Origin of the sequence: Eubacterium limosum (assembly GCF_000807675.2) — a bacterium.
GTDB classification, from domain to species: domain Bacteria; phylum Bacillota; class Clostridia; order Eubacteriales; family Eubacteriaceae; genus Eubacterium; species Eubacterium limosum.
Map to the genome: position 1 here is coordinate 3431828 of NZ_CP019962.1, position 15663 is coordinate 3447490.

17 protein-coding genes are annotated in these 15663 nt (G+C 45.5%); 14 read left to right on the forward strand and 3 right to left on the reverse strand.

Translation table 11 applies throughout. The features are described from left to right. The 12 genes from B2M23_RS16085 to B2M23_RS16140 all read left to right on the forward strand — a co-directional run bounded on the left by B2M23_RS16085 (position 1) and on the right by B2M23_RS16140 (position 10353). Entirely contained in the window at positions 1–420 is a 420-nt protein-coding gene (locus tag B2M23_RS16085; protein ID WP_143074394.1) for a PqqD family protein, read from the forward strand. 89 nt (positions 421–509) lie between these two features. Next, positions 510–1025, forward strand: a complete 516-nt coding sequence (locus tag B2M23_RS16090) for a DNA-deoxyinosine glycosylase (RefSeq protein ID WP_013380069.1) — start codon at positions 510–512, stop codon at positions 1023–1025. Then, the gene (locus B2M23_RS16095; RefSeq protein WP_038353793.1) at positions 1013–1684 is read left to right on the forward strand and encodes a Crp/Fnr family transcriptional regulator; all 672 of its coding nucleotides are present in this window, start codon (positions 1013–1015) and stop codon (positions 1682–1684) included. The genes B2M23_RS16090 and B2M23_RS16095 overlap by 13 nt, the downstream gene beginning before the upstream one ends. Before the next feature lie 82 nt (positions 1685–1766). Next, complete coding sequence (locus B2M23_RS16100) at positions 1767–2510, forward strand: LytR/AlgR family response regulator transcription factor (RefSeq protein ID WP_081571258.1); 744 nt, start codon at positions 1767–1769, stop codon at positions 2508–2510. 14 nt (positions 2511–2524) lie between these two features. Then, positions 2525–3850, forward strand: a complete 1326-nt coding sequence (locus B2M23_RS16105) for a sensor histidine kinase (RefSeq protein WP_052237442.1) — start codon at positions 2525–2527, stop codon at positions 3848–3850. After that, positions 3840–4589, forward strand: a complete 750-nt coding sequence (locus B2M23_RS16110) for a YhfC family intramembrane metalloprotease (RefSeq protein ID WP_013380073.1) — start codon at positions 3840–3842, stop codon at positions 4587–4589. Before B2M23_RS16105 ends, B2M23_RS16110 begins: the two co-directional genes overlap by 11 nt. After that, entirely contained in the window at positions 4589–5002 is a 414-nt protein-coding gene (locus B2M23_RS16115) for a DUF3887 domain-containing protein (protein ID WP_038353791.1), read from the forward strand. The genes B2M23_RS16110 and B2M23_RS16115 overlap by 1 nt, the downstream gene beginning before the upstream one ends. Before the next feature lie 14 nt (positions 5003–5016). Further along, entirely contained in the window at positions 5017–5370 is a 354-nt protein-coding gene (locus B2M23_RS16120; RefSeq protein ID WP_013380075.1) for an SdpI family protein, read from the forward strand. 98 nt (positions 5371–5468) lie between these two features. Next, positions 5469–6494 carry an anaerobic sulfite reductase subunit AsrA gene (gene asrA, locus B2M23_RS16125; protein ID WP_013380076.1) on the forward strand — a complete coding sequence of 342 codons (1026 nt, stop codon included), beginning with the start codon at positions 5469–5471 and terminating at the stop codon, positions 6492–6494. Further along, on the forward strand, positions 6484–7275 hold the full coding sequence (gene asrB / locus B2M23_RS16130; RefSeq protein WP_013380077.1) for an anaerobic sulfite reductase subunit AsrB: 792 nt from the start codon (positions 6484–6486) through the stop codon (positions 7273–7275). Before asrA ends, asrB begins: the two co-directional genes overlap by 11 nt. A gap of 9 nt (positions 7276–7284) precedes the next feature. Further along, positions 7285–8265: a sulfite reductase subunit C gene (gene asrC, locus B2M23_RS16135; protein WP_013380078.1), complete on the forward strand. Its 981-nt coding sequence runs from the start codon at positions 7285–7287 to the stop codon at positions 8263–8265. Positions 8266–8385: 120 nt separating this feature from the next. Next, entirely contained in the window at positions 8386–10353 is a 1968-nt protein-coding gene (locus B2M23_RS16140) for an MFS transporter (RefSeq protein ID WP_038353790.1), read from the forward strand. A 30-nt stretch (positions 10354–10383) separates the two neighbouring features. Here the strand turns inward: B2M23_RS16140 and B2M23_RS16145 are convergent, their stop codons facing one another. The 3 genes from B2M23_RS16145 to B2M23_RS16155 form a co-directional block, all read right to left on the reverse strand. Next, entirely contained in the window at positions 10384–11793 is a 1410-nt protein-coding gene (locus B2M23_RS16145; protein ID WP_038353789.1) for an MATE family efflux transporter, read from the reverse strand. 202 nt (positions 11794–11995) lie between these two features. After that, positions 11996–13078, reverse strand: a complete 1083-nt coding sequence (locus B2M23_RS16150; protein ID WP_038353788.1) for a DUF4179 domain-containing protein — start codon at positions 13076–13078, stop codon at positions 11996–11998. Further along, entirely contained in the window at positions 13062–13556 is a 495-nt protein-coding gene (locus tag B2M23_RS16155) for an RNA polymerase sigma factor (protein ID WP_038353787.1), read from the reverse strand. Before B2M23_RS16155 ends, B2M23_RS16150 begins: the two co-directional genes overlap by 17 nt. A 459-nt stretch (positions 13557–14015) precedes the next feature. Between B2M23_RS16155 and B2M23_RS21835 the strand changes: the two genes are divergently transcribed. Both B2M23_RS21835 and B2M23_RS16160 read left to right on the forward strand, forming a co-directional pair. Beyond that, the gene (locus B2M23_RS21835) at positions 14016–14216 is read left to right on the forward strand and encodes a homing endonuclease associated repeat-containing protein (RefSeq protein ID WP_253287583.1); all 201 of its coding nucleotides are present in this window, start codon (positions 14016–14018) and stop codon (positions 14214–14216) included. A gap of 861 nt (positions 14217–15077) precedes the next feature. Continuing rightward, entirely contained in the window at positions 15078–15353 is a 276-nt protein-coding gene (locus B2M23_RS16160; RefSeq protein WP_038353786.1) for a DEAD/DEAH box helicase family protein, read from the forward strand. Positions 15354–15663: the final 310 nt, after the last annotated feature.

Genomic DNA, 15663 nt, shown 5'->3' on the forward strand with positions numbered 1-15663 from the left:
GTGTTTGAAATAAAACGCAGACATTTACATAAAAAAGCAAATTATCTGGATTATATTCCAGTACACAATGCCGCATATACCTATACTAAAAACAAGCGTGGACTCATAACCATTCGTGTGCCAAATACCGGATGGATTAACCGGGTGGCGCAGCGGTTCTTTGGTATGCCGGAAGTCAGTACTATTCGCCTGGACACCTATGGCAGTTATGTCTGGGAGCAGATAGACGGCAAGAGGGATGTGCAGGCCCTGGCCTGTGTAATGAAAGAGCGCTTTGGGCAAAATGCAGAGCCTCTCTATGAACGGCTGATCCGTTTTCTTGAAACGCTCAGGGAAAATAAATACATTCATCTGAACAAAGATGGAGAAGAGGCACAAAAGGCAGGCTCTGCGTCGAAGCAGTGCTGCCGTGAAGCCTGAAAAGAGTTGTTTTAAACAGCTCTTTTTTTGACCGTTGAAATGGAAATTTGGTATAATAGCAATATGCTAAAGAAACAAGGTGATCCCCAATGAATAATTTAGTGACGCATACCATCGAGCCCTTTTGCCAGCCAGACGCGCGGATATTGATTTTAGGCACCATACCTTCGCCTAAATCCAGAGAGTTTGGTTTTTATTACGGACATCCCCAAAACCGTTTCTGGCGGGTGCTGTCCGATATTCTAAACCAGCCCAGGCCAGAGACCAACGAAGAAAAGAAGGATTTTCTGAAGCGAAATAACATCGCCCTCTGGGATGTGCTGGCTTCCTGTAATATCGACGGAGCCAGTGACAGCAGCATTAAAAATCCTGTTCCCAATGATTTTACAGAGGTATTGGGCAGGGGAAAGATAAAAGCTGTTTTTACAACCGGGGCAAAGGCAACGTCGCTCTATAAAAAATATTGCTATCCCACAACGGGTGTGCCTTCCATTTTGCTGCCATCCACCAGCCCGGCCAACTGCCGCTTAAAATATGAAGATCTAAAGCAGGCCTATCGTGTGATTTTAGAGCCGCTGAGGGGAGAAAACGGATGGATAAAATGATTGCCAAAACCTTTGAGGGAGTATGCAGTGATACGCTTAGATCCCTGATGCAGCCTGGAAAGGTGCGCTGCTACCGAAAGGGGGAGCATCTTTTCAGAGACCGTGAGGCAACGCCCTTTGTGTTTGTGATTTTATCGGGCAAGGCGTCCCTTTATAAAATTGGAGAGAGCGGGCAGAAAAAGGTTGCTTTTATTTTGGGGCCGGGTGAGCTCATCAATGAGGATATCCACCCCGAGACCACCTCCTCTGTGAGCTGTGAGGCTTTTGAGAACCTGGAGGTTCTGTGCATTGAAAAAACAGAGCTGAAAGAGTGGATGAAGCGGGATTTTGGACTGACAGAGATCATACTGAACGCGGGCAACCGAAAGATCCGGCGGCTGTACCGCCAGTTGAAAAACACAACCGGTGTACTGAAAATGGAGAGACGTGTAGCCGCAAAGCTGTGGAAGCTAGCCAATGACTACGGCGTGGATACCCCGCAGGGCCGTACAATTGACCTGGATATCAGCATCACTTATCTGGCCGATTTAATGGGCTCGCCCAGAGAAACAATCTCAAGAGCCTTAAAGCTTTTGAATACACAAAAGCTTATCCGGCAGGATAAAGGCCGGATTACAGTTGTGGATATGGACATTCTATCCGATTATTTTAAGCAGTAAAAGGCAGGCTAAAGCCTGCCTTTTCTGTCTTTCAGACTGAAAATCCGTCTGTCAGGCAAACCTTATTGCTTTTGCAGATAAAATGACTTATAATGAAATTACATCGAAGGGAGAAGAATGCATCATGCTGAGGGTAGCGGTTTGTGACGATGAAAAAGAAATGCGGGAAATAATCTGTGGGTTTTTAAAGAATTACCCCAATGTAGAAGCCATCGATTGTTTTGAATGCGGAGAAGCCTTTCTTCAGAAGCGGGGTCACTATGATCTGGTGTTTTTAGACATTGATATGAGCGGCATGGATGGGATCGAGACTGGCCGCAGAATCCGAAAATGGGATAAGCAGGTCTATATTGTCTATGTGACCCATCTGCCCGATTACCAGAAATATACCATGGATGTGCATGCCTTTGGCTATCTTGAAAAGCCTGTGACTCAGAGTGACATTAAAGCCATTCTCCAGGAAGTGGAGGCGTACAAGCAGGAAACAGAGCAGCCTTTATTTCTTGAGTTTAAGACAGAGGAAGGAATTGTGCGGTTCGATATAAGGGATATTTTTTATTTCGAGTACACAGAACGCAAGGTACGCATGTGCACCCAGAGGGGCACCTTTTATCTGCGCCGTAAAATGGGTGAGGTTGCAGAAGTGATGAAGCCCTATGCTTTCAGCCAGCCCCACAAAAGCTTCTGTGTGAATCTTTTCCACGTCAAAGCCATCAAGGGCTATGATATCCAGATGACAAACAGCGATGTGGTACCGCTGTCGCAAAAGAAGTCTGCGGCGTTCAGGGAGCAGCTCAATGTTTATCTGGAGCATTTGATCGGATAGGAGGGGAATTCAAAATGTCAGAAACGGATGCATTCATTTTTATGTGCTTTGCGGTCGTTATTAATTTTTTTACGGTTTATATGACCTTCGATTTTATGCGCTGGCTACTGGGCCCCTTTGACCGTTCCCGGGGTGTTCAGATAGCGCTGGTCGCCGCCTATGAAATTATTCTGACAGCTGCCAGCTATTTTATTTATCCTTTTGTCAAGATTGCAGCAATGCCTGTTTTCAGTGTCTTGCTTGGAGCAGCCCTGTACCAGAATCGAAAAAAAGTAAAGCTCTATTATATATTTGCCTTCAGCTGCTTTTTAGGTTTGTTTGACTTTCTGTTATGTATTGTCATGCCGTTTTTACTGGGTATGTTTATCACGTTCATTCCATTTAATCCATGGCAGAACGGGTTGGGGATACTCCTGAATCAGGTGATTATCTTTCTTCTTTACCGCATATTTGTCACGCGTTTCCACAAAGAAAAAATCCTGGTAAATGGTAGTATCAAAATATTTGGCTTTATCATCTTGCCAGTATTCAGTGTGATGAACATTGTGTTGATGTACTTTCTGGCAGCCTATCTCTTGCCGCCGCTGATCACCTTTTTCCTGATTTGTGATATCTTTATGGTGCCGTTTTTAAACCTGTATTTATTCTATCTTTTTAACAAGGTGGTTCAAAATAACGAGATGAAAAAGCAGCTGGCCCTGTATGATCAGGCGTCGGGCCTCCAGTACCGTTACTATCAGGAAATGGAGCAAAAGCTGGCGGATTCCAGAAAAACAGTGCACGATATGAAAAACCACCTCCAGGCCATGGAGCGGCTGTACCAGACCGGCGAGGCGGAAAAAGGCAGACAATACGGCGATGATTTAAGACAGCTTTTAAACAGCTTCAGCCAGGATTATTATACGGACAACCGCGTTCTGAATATTGTGATCAACGACAAGGCAAAGCGCGGCAAAATGTCATCTGTCCCGGTAGACTGTGCCCTGAACCAGATCGATCTGTCGTTTATGAAAGAGATGGATATCACAACGATTTTTGCTAACCTGTTAGATAATGCCATTGAGGCGGCCTGTGAGGCCAGAGAGCCCTGGACAAAGCTGAAGGCCGATAATGTGCGGGATTTTATTGTGATTTCTGTCGAGAACAGTATGAAAAAAAGCCCGGCTTTAAACGAAAGCTGGCTGAACTCAAACAAGGAGGGGCATCAGGGCTATGGCCTTGAAAATGTAAAACGCGCCCTGGAAAAGTACAATGGACATTTGCGTATCGAGACAGGCGAGAATACCTTTAAAGTAAGCCTGTTCATTCCAGTTCAAACAGAGGTGAAAAATGATGGTTGATTCAGGGATTATTGCCAGTCTGATCGTATTGATTTTTTTATGCTTTGCCATTCCTGTCGGAGGATTTATTTATCTAAGTGTCAAGAAAAAGCGTGTCGCTAAGCCTTTCTTTATCGGTATGCTGGTGTTCTTTATTTTTCAGATGGTGATCCGTCTGCCGATTATACAGATTGTACTGCCGCAGACAGCATGGTTTTTATCCATGAGCCACAATCCCTGGCTTTACGGCCTTTTTATGGGCGGTACAGCGGCCATTGCGGAGGAATTCGGGCGTTATATTGCTGTTCGGTTTTTATTAAAAAAGAACCGGCGCTATGCAGACGGCATTGCCTATGGGCTGGGGCATGGCGGTATAGAGGCAATGCTGCTCATCGGTGTGAATAATATTGCGAATTTGATTGTTTTGCTGGATGGCCAATCGTTTTTAGCGCCAGTCATTGCTGCACAGCTGAGCTATGCGGCTGTTTTTACAGCGGTCTTTGAGCGTGTCTGTGCCATGGCTCTGCAGGTCGGCCTTTCAATGCTGGTATTTTACTCTGTGCGGTCGAAAGAATGGCGTTATCTTGTGTATGCTCTGGTCATACATACCGTTGTAGACGCCGCCATTGTCATTCTACCAGGCGCCTTTGGCTTATCGAGCGTCTGGATAGAAGTGGTGCTATTCTTTGCGGCGGCAGGGTTAATGATCTGGACAGTAAAAATACGTCCGGTGTTTATAAATGGAGAGGAGAATTTATGATGAAAAAGAAGATAATTGCTATCGGTTTGGCTGTATTAATGCTTTTGACCGTGTTGTCGGCCTGTTCAGGCGGGTCAGCCTCCAATCAGAAGCTCGACCCTGCCTTCAGTGAGGATACCTTGAAGCAGTCGGCAGAAAAGGTTATTGACGAGTGGAACAGCCAGGAGTTTGATGCCATAGCGGCTGAAGTGTCCGAGAATTTTAAAGATAAACTAAATGCCAATGTCTTGAAGGACGCCTGGAATCAAACCATGCCTAAGCTGGGGGAATTCAGAAGCATCAAACAGACAGAAACAGCGCCGAATAACAAAAGCGCTTTGGTGGTAGCTGTTGCGGAGTACGAAAATGGCAAAGCCCAGTTTACCATCGGTTTTGATCAAAACATGAAAATTGACAATTTTTTCATCAAGTAGCAAAGGAGAATTTCATGGATCTGACACCTTTCACCTTTTTAATTCCCGCAGTCTGTATTGTCTTTGGCGCGCTCTTTCTGTGGCATCCGCCTAAAGACATCAATGGCCTGTATGGCTACCGCACTTCCCGCTCCATGAAGAATGAGGACACCTGGGCCTTTGCCCACGCGGTCTGCGGCAAAATCTGGCTGATCATGGGCCTGGTCATGCTGGCGGTGCTCGGACTGGCCCTGTTGCTTTTTAGGGAACAGTACGCAGAAGCATCGCTCTATATCCAGATTTCACAGGATGTATTGCTGATTTTATCGTTTTTTCCCGTAGAAAAAGCGTTGAAAGATACCTTTGACGAGAATGGAAAGCGAAAATAGGGGTATAAATTTAAGGCATCGTGATAATTGTCACGGTGTCTTTTTTGATTTCGTTATAAAATTAACGTAAAGAACGAGTTGATCCAAAGGAGGTTGCTATGGGTTATCAGATCAAAACAGAAGATTTTGATGCGGTTTTAAAAGACCTGTCTCAGAATTACCGGATTTTTGCGCCGCGCCTGTATGCGGGAGCCGGGGCTTTTTCGGACACAGACCGCGTGGAGTACGGTGAGATTGGCAGTATTGGGGACATTGAATTTGACAAAAAGAGCGATTTTTCATTTAAGGAGGTACTGTTTCCTCAGTCAGAGGTGTTGTTTTACTTTACAGAGGATGAGGTGAAAACAGCCAGCGAGGAGCCAAAGGGAAATATTATTTTCCTGAGAAGCTGCGATCTGCACGCCGTGCGCCGGTTTGACGAAATCTATTTAAAAAATGACTTTGAGGATTTATACTACGCAAGACTGCGTAATAAGACAAAATTTATACTCATGGGCTGCCCAAAGAGCTTTGAAAACTGCTTCTGTGTGGATATGGGCACCAATACCTGCGACGCCTATGACGCCTATGTCAAAGCAGACGAAGATTTTGTGTTTGTGGACAGCGGCTGGGAAGCGCTTACTGAAAAACTGGAGGGCAAATCCAAAGTGGTTTCGGTTACTCCGGAGTTCGTTCAGGAAAATCCTGTGCATGTTGAAATCCCGGAAGGCATCGAGCTAAAGGATGTGCTGGGACTGCCTATGTGGGAAGAATACAACAACCGCTGCATTGCCTGCGGGCGCTGTAATTTTGTCTGCCCAACCTGCACCTGCTTTACCATGCAGGATATCTTCTATCAGGAAAACGGCAAGGTCGGTGAGCGCCGCCGCGTATGGGCTTCCTGTCATGTGGACGGCTATACCGATATGGCGGGCGGGCACTGCTTCAGAAACAGCAAAGCGGAACGAATGCGCTTTAAGGTCATGCATAAGGTGAATGATTATAAAAAACGGTTTGGTTATCACATGTGTGTCGGCTGCGGACGCTGTGATGATATCTGCCCGGAATATATTTCTTTTTCGGGCTGTATTAACAAGCTGAACAATGCAATAAAAGAGAAGGAGACCGATGACAATGAAGAATGAGTATATCCCGTTTTTATCGGAAATTGTAGAGGTGATTAAACACACCGAAATCGAGTATACCTTTCGGATGCGTTATACCGGCGATGTAAAGCCAGGACAGTTTTTTGAGGTATCTCTGCCTAAATTTGGTGAAGCGCCTATTTCTGTCAGCGGCATTGGTGAGGACACTGTGGATCTGACCATCCGTAAGGTTGGGAAAGTCACAGGTGAGATTTTCAAAAACTATGTGGGCTCAAAACTCTTTTTAAGAGGCCCCTACGGCAATGGTTTTGATCTTGATGAATACCGCGGCAAGGATATCATCGTGGTCGCGGGCGGTACTGGCCTTTCACCAGTACGCGGTGTGGTCGATTATTTTGCCGCACACCCTGAGGAAGCCGCCTCTGTGACGCTGATCGCGGGCTTTAAAACGCCGTCGGATGTGCTTTTTAAAGATGATATCGAACGCTGGAAAAAGACCATTAACGTCGTGTTGACCGTAGACTGTGACAGTGATGACTATGTGTGCAATGTGGGTCTGGTTACAGAGTACATTCCAGGACTTGTACTCGGTGATAAGGATAATCTGGCGGTTATCGCGGTAGGGCCGCCGATTATGATGAAATTTACAGTGGCGGAATTCCTGAAACGGGAAGTCTCTGAGGATAAAATCTGGATATCCCAGGAACGTAAAATGTGCTGCGGTTTGGGAAAATGCGGACACTGTAAGATCGACTCCACCTACGTCTGTCTGGACGGTCCGGTTTTCAATTACAGTTTTGGAAAAAATCTTGTGGATTAGGAGGCTTTCATGGATATCAACACTAAAAAACTAAAAAAGAACGCTTTTCGTGTGTCAAAGCACCGCGGTGAAACCGCATCACGTGTGCGTGTGCCAGGCGGTTACCTGAATGCTGAGCTTCTTTCGCAAATTCAGGAGATTGCACAAACCTACGGTAATGGAACCGTCCATCTGACCACCCGCCAGGGCTTTGAGATTCCAGGGATCGATCTGAAGGATATGGAAGAGGTCAATACCCTGCTCCAGCCGATCATTGAAAAGCTGGATATCAACCAGACCGACCCGGGCACAGGTTATCCAGCATCCGGTACGCGCAATGTGTCGGCCTGCATCGGGAATAATGTCTGCCCTTACGCCTGCTACAATACCACTAATTTTGCCAAAAAGATTGAAAAAGCCATTTTCCCGAACGATCTGCATTTCAAAGTTGCCCTGACAGGCTGTCCCAATGACTGTATGAAGGTGCGTATGCACGACTTTGGAATTATGGGCATGACGGAGCCGCAGTACAACAAGGATAAATGTGTGTCCTGCAATGCCTGTGTCAAGGCATGTAGCAGGAAATCCACAGGCGCGCTGCGCATGGAAAATTATAAGATTGTCCGCGACGAGAGCAAGTGTATCGGCTGCGGCGAATGCGTGCTGGCCTGCCCGGTAGGCGCGTGGCGCAGAAGCGAAAAGAAATATTACCGTCTGACCCTCATGGGCCGTACAGGCAAGAAAAATCCAAGATTGGGCGAAGATTTTATTATCTGGGCCGATGAGGAAAGCATTATCAGGATCATCCTGAACACTTATGATTACGTGAAGGAATACATTGACCTGGACGCGCCGGGCGGAAAGGAACACATCGGCTACATCATCGACCGTACCGGGTTTGAAAAGTGGAAAAAGTGGGCCTTTAAGGATGTCGTCCTTCCAGACAAGGCCGTGGTGCGAGACCGTGTATACTGGGATGGCGTAAGGTATGCCATTGATAATACAAAATAAAGAAAAGGGAGATACGTGGAAACGACGTATCTCCCTTTTTATTGCTTTGAAAGCGGCTGTTTTGGGTATAACTTTTTCTAGTTTAATGAAAGTTGTATTTTGCAATGAAAGGAGCAGACAATGCAAGCTAAAACAGCAACTAATCCAAAGCCTTTGCATTTTGGGCTGATCATGGTCATCTATCTGTGCGGTATTTTTATGGGGGCCATTGATACCAGCGTGGTGACCCCGGCAAGAACCGTTATCCAGAACGGCCTGGGGGTAGGCGACCAGACAGGCATTTGGATGATCACTATTTATACGCTGGCTTACGCCTCCAGCATCCCTATTATGGGTAAACTGGCGGACCGGCTGGGGCGTAAAACCATTTATCTGATCTGTATTATTTTATTCGGTACCGGCTCACTGCTGGCGGGCCTGTCTCAGTATATCGGTCATTTTGGATTCTTTTTAATGGCGCGGGCCATACAGGCCATCGGCGGCGGCGGTATTATGCCCATCGCCTCGGCCGAGTTTGGGACGACTTTTCCTGAGGATAAGCGGGGTATGGCCCTGGGCATGGTCGGCGGCGTCTACGGCATCGCCACTGTTGTCGGCGGTTCTCTGGGAAGCGCCATTTTAGGCGCCTTTGGGCTTCAGAACTGGGGCTTTATCTTTTTTATCAATATACCGATATCTCTCTTTATTATTATCTGCGGGTTCATCTTTTTACCCAATACCAAGATTGATGATGTAAAACCAATTGATAAGTGGGGCACATTATTTTTAGTCATGATGATTCTATCCCTTTTGTATGGGCTTCGCAATATTGATTTCTTTAACTTTGTCAAATCCTTTACCAGCACGGATGTGTATCCATTCCTGATTATTTTTATTGTGCTGCTGCCGTTTTTCATTTTTGCCGAAAAGAAGGCGGCCGATCCCATTATGAATCTTGACTATTTCAGGGAAGCGCCCATAGTTATTACACTGATCATTTCCTTTATTACTGGTGTTATTATGATGGGGATGGTCTTTGTGCCGCAGTTTGCCGAAAATGCGCTGCGCATGCAGCAGGGAAGCGGCGGATATTTTGTCATGGTGCTTGGGATTTTCGCAGGTGTCGGCGCGCCGGTTTCAGGGCGGCTCATCGACCGCTATGGACCGAAGCTGATCATGGGAGCGGGATTTTTGCTCTCCATCATCGGCTCGCTGTTCCTGGTGCTTATCACCACCAGCTATCCCAACCTGCTGACAGTGGCCATCTGTCTGATTCTTATCGGCCTTGGTATGGGCTTTACCATGGGGACGCCGCTCAATTACATGATGCTTGACAATACGAAAAAAGCCGATTCCAACTCAGCGCTGGCGACGCTTTCCCTGATCCGTTCGGTAGGTACGGCCATTGCTCCGGCAGTCATGGTTGGATTTATCGCCCACGCGGGTGTAACCGCAGAGGCCAATATCACCGCCCAGTTGCCGAAGGAACTGGTATTGCCCTCTCTGCCCTATGTCACACAGCTGGATGAGGAAACTACAGCTCTGAAGGATTCGGATTTCGGAAAGACCTATCTCTCATCCGTACAATTTCCAGATTTTGAGGCCATGGAAAAAATCTCATTGGATGCACATGGCGGCGTCAGCGATATGAAGCTGCCTGCAAATCTGACAAAAGAGCTCTCTGACGCCGATGTCACGAACATCGACCAGGCAGTGGATAACATGGTAGCCTACATGGCAGATACCATGAAGCCCATGGTCATTGAAAAGGCAGAGTCCGGTGTACAGAACGGTATTGACGGTCTTAACCGGATTACCGCTTCGCCAGAGGTTCCGGCTCAGGTAACACAGGGCGTCAGCACGATGGTGTCACAGATGACAGAGCTGAAAAACGCACTTCCCGACGCTGTAAACCAGGGCTTCCAGAACTATCTGGGTGAAGTGAAGGCCATGGGGGCTCAGATTCAGAATGTCTACCAGAAAACCATGGAAACAGGCTTTAAGCAGGTTTACATGACCACTGCCATTGCATCAGCCTTTGCCCTCGCGGTGCTGTTGTTTTACAAGGATAAGCATGAGCGTGTGAAAAAAGAAAAGAAAAAAGGATAAGATAAATTTAAAGAGCCAGCGTTTTATGCGTTAAAACGCTGGCTCTTTTGTACTTTGGTGGGCAGAATAGGCGAGTTTTTGATTCATCTTCCGCCTTAAATAAGCATAACAGCCAATCAGCGCGCCGAGAGTAATGATCCAGGTGATGGGATAAGAGTAGTAAATAACCGCTGGCGAGTGATACTGCGGTATCTGAAAGATTGTGGCGATCCATAGAAGCCGTAAGCCACAGGCGCCGATGAGACTGATCACCATCGGAACAACCGAGTAGCCGATCCCTCTGAGCGCCCCAACCATGACATCCATCATCCCGCAGATGGCATAGGCAGTACCAATGACCAGAAGACGCTGCATGCCTGCCTGAATGACCTCTGGGCTGGAGGAATAAATACCGAGAAGACCGTTTCCAAAGAACACGGTCAGGTTGCCGAGAACAAGCCCGACCACCAGAACACAAACCTCGCCGGTGATGACGATGCGGTCAAGCCGCTTGTACTGTCCGGCACCCAGATTTTGGCTGGTAAAGGAGATGGTAGCCTGGTGCAGAGCATTCATGGCAATGTAGATAAAGCCCTCGATATTGGCCGAGGCCGAGTTGCCAGCGACCACCACAGGCCCGAACAGATTGATGGAGGACTGGATAACCACATTGGACAGCGAGAAGATCACACCCTGAAACCCGGCAGGCAAGCCAATCTGTAAAATCTTGATGAAGCTGCCGCGGTCGATACGAAGTTTTCCCGGAATCAGGCGGATACCGCTCTGTTCACGCATGAGGCAGCGGATTACCAGTGTCGCAGCAATACACTCAGCGATGGCGGTAGCCGCAGCGACACCTGCCACATCCATTTTAAAACCAATGACAAAGATAAGATTTAAAACAACATTGACAACACCAGCGCCCATAAGGTAATATAACGGCCGTTTGGTGTCACCAACGGCCCGAAGAATGGCCGCGCCAAAGTTATAGAGCATGGTGCCGGTCATGCCGATAAAGTAAATCCGCAGATAAAGCACCGCAAGATCGAGAACCTCCGCCGGGGTCTGCATCCAGATCAAAATTTGTTTTGCCCCGAATATACCCAGAAAGGTCAGGATCACACCGCTTCCAATGCTGAGCACAATGGCGGTGTGAACGGTTTTTGACAGCTGGCTCTGCTGATTTGCCCCGTAGTAGCGGGCGACCAGTACATTCGCCCCGATGGACATACCCAGAAATAGATTGGTCAGAAGATTGATAAGCGAGGTGTTTGCCCCCACTGCCGCCAGAGAGTTGCTGCCGGCGAACTGACCAACCACTACAATATCCGCAGCATTAAAAAGCAGCTGTAACACCCCTGAGCACATTAAAGGCACTGCGAAAATCAGCATCTTTTTCAGGATGGAACCGCTGCACATATCCATTTCATATTTTTTTGTCTGTTCCTCTTTCTTTTCCATAGCTTTTACTGGCCCGGCGCTGCACAGCCGGACTCAGAACCTCCTTAACATCATACATTTTCCTCAATTATTTTTAAAGCATCACAATTTAATAGGATAACCCTTAAAAAGGCTTATGTCAAGGTTTCGGGAAAAATATAAAAGGCGTTTGGAAGCTAAAAGCAGAAAAGACAGTTCTTCTGTCTTTTCTGTCTGATAATCATTATTGTACAGGGATATCCACACCACCGATATTGACGGATACAATTTTTTCGAGGGGAATGATTTCGTCAAATACACCGCTGCGGATACAGACGGTCTTATCGCCAGTGGTGTCAATACTACCACCGCCCTCAGATAAATCATAGACGGTGCCGTCGGACAGGTTAAGAGATCTTGGCACATCGAATTTTGCCCACTCCTGTCCGTGCTGGTCTGGCGATTTTCCGTTTGGCGCTTCATCAAAACGGGCTTTATCATTGAGGGTGTATTCAAAACGGTAGCCGAGAGGAGAGACCATAACGGAGTTGATGGTCCCGACCATACTATTCAGTTCAAAGGATTGTCCGGCCGGTAGTTCTGCCGAAAGGGTTTCAAAATTCATCTCAAATTTCAGGGTCCAGGTACCTTGGGCGATTGTGCGGAAGCTGTCGCTGTTATCACCTGTGTCCGCAGAGGTTTTAAGATCGGTAAATGTGACCTTCACGGTTTTTCCAGGATTAACCGGCTCGTCATAGGACCACTTTTCAACATACTGGATAGTGTGGTCGCCTGGATCTGCGTCATAAAAATATGAGCTGCCGTGTGAACCGCTGAAAGTACCAAAATTTGTGTTTTCCATCCCGAAGAACACATCCAGCAGACCGCTGCTGCCATCTACTTGGGCAATGTCAAAGGCGGTTCCGTCATCTCTGGCAATGGAGTAGGTGATTGCGAAATTATACCCATCACACATAACGGCGTCGGCGGTAATTGTCACCCCGTTGTCTGTAGCAGATGCACCGATGGGGCGGCCAATTTTGTCGATGATTTCAGTGTCCGCAGTTGGACCAAACACACCGCGCAACGCCTCGCTGGCATCCATTATACCGTAGGCGCTGGCGCTGACAAACAGCACCAGAGCTGCCGCCAGGCCAGCTACTGCCAGCTTTGGAAGGCGATGTGTATGTTGTTTGTGTTTTTTTGTACCGCCTGATGTTTCTTCCTTTATCAGTTTTTCAGCCAGGCGTTCCTTTGTTTCTTTTGAAAAATGAAGCGCGTTTAAAGCTTCGGTGTATTCTTTTTCATATTCAAATGGTTTTTTCATAATACTCGCCTCCTAATATAGTGCGTAATTTTTTACGGCCCCGGCTCAGATGTGCGTTGACAGTGGCAACACTCTGGCCAAGTGCCTTTCCGATTTCGCGTGCTGTATAGTCTTCGTAATAATACAGATAGATGGCCTCACGGTATTTTAGCGGCAGTGCCATTACCGCCTCCAGCACATCACTTTCAGGCACCTGTGGCGCAGGAATTTCAGCGACGTCCTCAAGGCAGACTGTGTGGCAGCGCTGAAGCCTCCGCAGCAGATCCTTACAGGCATTGGCAGTGACCCGGATGATCCATGCGCGTTCATGCTCAGGGCTGTCAAAGGCTTTTTCGTTTGTCATAAACTTTAGTAAGACGGTCTGGCAGATATCCTCTGCGTCATGTGTCGATTTAAGATATGTATAGCTAAGCCTGAGGATTAAATCGGAATAAGCATTTACAATCCGTTCGGCCTCGTCCTTGTCAAATGATTTCATGGGTTTTTCAACTCCTTTAAATCGGCCGGTTGGCCGTGTCAGTAACGTTACTTACCTACAATACGATTATAATGCCTAAATTCTGACAAAGCGACAAAAAATTTTTTGTTTTTTTAAAAGTTATTGCATATGCAACATACATTTTCGTTGCAGATGGGTATACTTGATAACAAGTCAAAGAAATAAGTTATCAAGGAGGAATACAAATGTCCATGTTTTGATGGCATGAGTTATTTAGTAAACCTTCCTGAATTGGCATGTTTTTTTATAATACAAGTAACCTGTGTAAAAAAGCGCAGTTTTAAAAGGGTTTTAGAAGAATAATTCTGATGCCCTTCTTTTTATGCCAATATTTAGGTAGCGTAAATTTGAGTGCAAAAAAATTATTTGGGCAGAAGATTGGGCAGAAAAACGAATAAGATACTTGTTAATGAAATATTGATTAAGGAAAAGATTAATATGCGAAGAGAAAAAAAGTATAGTGACGAATGTTTGCTGAATATTTTGAGATTTAAAACTGAAGAGTTAGGTAGAACGCCAAAATGCCGAGAGGTTCCAAGATATTGGACAATTATTCGACGGTTTGGTTCGTGGAATGGTGCCTTAGAATGTGCAGGTGTTCAAGTTTGTTCGATTAATCAAAGAAAGGTTAAGCAATAAGAAGGAAATAATATGATGGAGGTGAACAAATAGGAATTAGAAATACTAGAAAAACCATATAAAAAAGAAAGCCGCTGCTGGAACAGCGGCGACAACTTAATATTTGTTTTAGCACACAGAAAAAACAAATACGCTATAGTTACATGTAATTATTATATAGCGTATGTATAAATCTGTCAATAGTGTGCAAGCCGATTTTAAGAAAATCGGCTTGCACCGGGCATTTATGTGTGGTAAACCCGGGTTCCAGAGCAATGCTGTTGCCGGGATAAAAAGAACAGCCATCGGGGTTTGGCAAGCCCATGCAGAGAATTGCCCGTCACTCAGTCCGTACATTGGTTTTCTCTTTTTTTATGTACGTATCATCTTTTGACATGAGTTTTCTTTTAAACAAAGAATGACGTAGGAGAATGCATCCAAATCTGAAATGATTCAAAAGCATGGGCGGGATCTCTTGTGGGTTGCTGATGTGGAGGAAAGAAGGAGAGATACTTTCTGTTGAAGCAAAGCGGGTGTTTGATTTAAGAAAACATAGAATGTCGAAATACTTTACCTAAATAACACGAAAAAAATATAGAATTACTTATATATATCGCTGATTAGCACAGTAATATAAGTATAATTTTTTCGTGATATTTAGGGGGGGTTTTTGACGAAGGAAAAAAACACTGTTGGGATGATCTGATTGGAGAAATTTGAGTGAAACGAAAATTTCATCCTATATGCTTTTGTATATATATGCATAATATACAGAGATTTTTACGAACTTTAAACCTGAAAAAAAACCACTGAAAAGCTTTTACAGAGGGTGTTGATAGGATATAATGAAAGAAAAAGAGGAAAAAGCTGTGAGGGAGAAGAGTGAATGAATACACATTGAGGCCCTATCAAAAAAAATACATTGAAGCGTTACCAGAAGAAGATGCGGTTTTAGTCCGTATGGCGAAAGGGCTGGGAAAGACCGTTATGTTTTCACAAATTCCCCGCCGTGGAAGGATGCTGATACTTTCGCATCGAAAGGAACTGGTGCATCAACCTCAAAAGTATTTTGAGTGTTCTTTTGAAATTGAACAGGGCCCGGAACACAGTCAAAGTGAGAAAGTTTTACCTCCAAAGAAGCAGCAGATCAGGCGTTGAAAAAGTATCGCGTTAATAAAAGAACTACACGTCAAGTTCATATGGATAACACAGACTTTTTGTGGAAATAAAATATTTAGAAGAATATGAGAAGAATATTCCAATAAACAAGCTGGAAAAAGCGATAGATTGATGACCCATATTGGAGAGATTGAAACGATAAGAGTATTTGAAACAGATGATGGTTCCACATAATATATGGAAAAATAATAAATAAAAAAATATAAGGACATTCTTTAAATTTTCAATATTTTAAAGAATGTCCTTGACCATAAAGCGGTCCATAGGGAATATAATTATATTTTTTGAA

Coding starts and splice junctions, on each gene's coding strand:
- B2M23_RS16115 (WP_038353791.1), top strand. CDS start 4,589: ATGAAAAAGAAGATAATTGCTATCGGTTTGGCTGTATTAATGCTTTTG.
- B2M23_RS16120 (WP_013380075.1), top strand. CDS start 5,017: ATGGATCTGACACCTTTCACCTTTTTAATTCCCGCAGTCTGTATTGTC.
- B2M23_RS16150 (WP_038353788.1), bottom strand. CDS start 13,078: ATGAAAAAACCATTTGAATATGAAAAAGAATACACCGAAGCTTTAAAC.
- B2M23_RS16090 (WP_013380069.1), top strand. CDS start 510: ATGAATAATTTAGTGACGCATACCATCGAGCCCTTTTGCCAGCCAGAC.
- B2M23_RS16145 (WP_038353789.1), bottom strand. CDS start 11,793: ATGGAAAAGAAAGAGGAACAGACAAAAAAATATGAAATGGATATGTGC.
- B2M23_RS16100 (WP_081571258.1), top strand. CDS start 1,767: ATGACTTATAATGAAATTACATCGAAGGGAGAAGAATGCATCATGCTG.
- B2M23_RS16095 (WP_038353793.1), top strand. CDS start 1,013: ATGGATAAAATGATTGCCAAAACCTTTGAGGGAGTATGCAGTGATACG.
- asrC (WP_013380078.1), top strand. CDS start 7,285: ATGGATATCAACACTAAAAAACTAAAAAAGAACGCTTTTCGTGTGTCA.
- B2M23_RS21835 (WP_253287583.1), top strand. CDS start 14,016: ATGCGAAGAGAAAAAAAGTATAGTGACGAATGTTTGCTGAATATTTTG.
- B2M23_RS16105 (WP_052237442.1), top strand. CDS start 2,525: ATGTCAGAAACGGATGCATTCATTTTTATGTGCTTTGCGGTCGTTATT.
- asrB (WP_013380077.1), top strand. CDS start 6,484: ATGAAGAATGAGTATATCCCGTTTTTATCGGAAATTGTAGAGGTGATT.
- asrA (WP_013380076.1), top strand. CDS start 5,469: ATGGGTTATCAGATCAAAACAGAAGATTTTGATGCGGTTTTAAAAGAC.
- B2M23_RS16155 (WP_038353787.1), bottom strand. CDS start 13,556: ATGAAATCATTTGACAAGGACGAGGCCGAACGGATTGTAAATGCTTAT.
- B2M23_RS16110 (WP_013380073.1), top strand. CDS start 3,840: ATGATGGTTGATTCAGGGATTATTGCCAGTCTGATCGTATTGATTTTT.
- B2M23_RS16140 (WP_038353790.1), top strand. CDS start 8,386: ATGCAAGCTAAAACAGCAACTAATCCAAAGCCTTTGCATTTTGGGCTG.